The organism is Sphingomonas sp. NPDC019816 (assembly GCF_050274375.1).
Lineage (GTDB): Bacteria > Pseudomonadota > Alphaproteobacteria > Sphingomonadales > Sphingomonadaceae > Sphingomonas.
On sequence record NZ_JBNNOB010000266.1, the window covers coordinates 1 to 1537 of the forward strand.

General features: G+C 68.4%; 2 protein-coding genes. One reads left to right on the plus strand and one right to left on the minus strand.

Features of this window, described 5'->3' with window-relative positions:
- Positions 1-22 precede the first annotated feature (22 nt).
- Positions 23-1081: an NAD(P)H-dependent flavin oxidoreductase gene (locus tag ACQKJZ_RS19310; RefSeq protein ID WP_427733316.1), complete on the plus strand. Its 1059-nt coding sequence runs from the start codon at positions 23-25 to the stop codon at positions 1079-1081.
- Between the two features lie 168 nt (positions 1082-1249).
- Here ACQKJZ_RS19310 and ACQKJZ_RS19315 read toward each other — a convergent pair.
- On the minus strand, positions 1250-1537 hold a 288-nt coding region (locus tag ACQKJZ_RS19315), incomplete at its 5' end, for an LOG family protein (protein WP_427733318.1).

Sequence of the window (1537 nt, forward strand, 5' to 3'; positions counted from 1 at the left end):
CTTGCAGGGGAGGATATGAACGATGCGGGAGTTCCCCATGGATGCGTGGCTGTCCGCCCTCGGCGTGACGCATCCCGTGTTGCAGGCCCCGATGGCGGGCGTTTCCACGCCGGCCATGGCGGCGGCGGTGAATGCGGCCGGCGGGCTGGGTGCGATCGCGCTCGGCGCCAGCGATCCGACCCAAGCCGGCAAGATGATCGCCGAGACGCGTGCGCGGACTGACCGGCCGTTCAACGTCAATCTGTTCGTCCATGCCCCGCCCCGCCGCGACCCGGTAGTGGAGGCGGCATGGTGCGAGGCGTTGCGCCCGGCCTTCGCCGAGCAGGACGCCGAGCCGCCCGCACATTTGCGCGCCATCTATCCCAGCTTTGCCGAGGACGATGCGATGCTGACGCTGTTGCTGGAGGCGCGGCCGGCGGTGGTCAGCTTTCATTTCGGCCTGCCGGACGCGGCACGCATCGCCGCGTTGAAGGGGGCGGGTTGCCTGTTGCTGGCTAGCGTGACCTCGCTCGCCGAAGCGCAGAGCGCATGCCGCGCGGGTATCGATGTGCTGGTCGCGCAAGGCTATGAGGCGGGTGGACACCGCGGCGTGTTCGACCCCGATGCGCCCGACGACCGGCTGGGGACGCTGGCGCTGACACGTTTGCTCGGGGTGAAGGCGGGTCGCCCGGTGATCGCGGCCGGCGGCATCATGGATGGCAGCGGTGTGGCGGCGGCCCTCAGCCTGGGTGCTGCGGCGGCGCAACTCGGCACGGCCTTTATCGCCTGTTCCGAAAGCGCGGCCGATGCGGGCTATCGCGCGGCGCTGATGGGGCAGGGAGCGGCGCATACGGTGATGACGCGCGCCATTTCGGGTCGGCCGGCGCGCTGCCTGCCCAATCGCTTCACCGCGCTGGGGGCGGAACTATCGGCGCGGGTGCCCGATTATCCGGTGGCCTATGATGCGGGGAAGGCGCTGAATGCTGCGGCCAAGGCGCGGAGCGAGTTCGGCTATGGCGCGCAATGGGCCGGGCAGGGTGCGCCGCTGGCGCGGGCCATGCCGGCGGGGGATTTGGTGCGCGCGATCATTGCGGAGATGTGAGGGGCGTGGCCTTCGACTTCGCTCAGGCTGAACGGCTGAAGTATTGAACCCCGTCTTTGCTAACAGGGCGGCATACTAAACCCCGTTCAGCCTGAGCGAAGTCGAAGGCCAAGGGATAACCGCCCCAATAGAGCAAGCCCCCACCCCGAAGGGCAGGGGCCAGCGCGATCACGCCTGTTCGGCTTCCTTACGGGCACGCTCCTCATAGAAGTTCCGCACCACGTCCCACGCTTCCTCGGCGGTCTCGACATAGGTGAAGATGCCCAGATCACGCTCGGACACCACGCCTTCCTCGACCAGCGCCTCGAAATTGACGACGCGTTCCCAGAACTCGCGGCCGAACAGCAGCACCGGAATGGGCTGGATCTTGCCCGTCTGGATCAGCGTCAGCAGCTCGAACAGCTCGTCGAACGTGCCGAAGCCGCCGGGGAAGGCCGCCAGCGCACGGGCGTGCAG

Coding starts and splice junctions, on each gene's coding strand:
- ACQKJZ_RS19310 (WP_427733316.1), top strand. CDS start 23: ATGCGGGAGTTCCCCATGGATGCGTGGCTGTCCGCCCTCGGCGTGACG.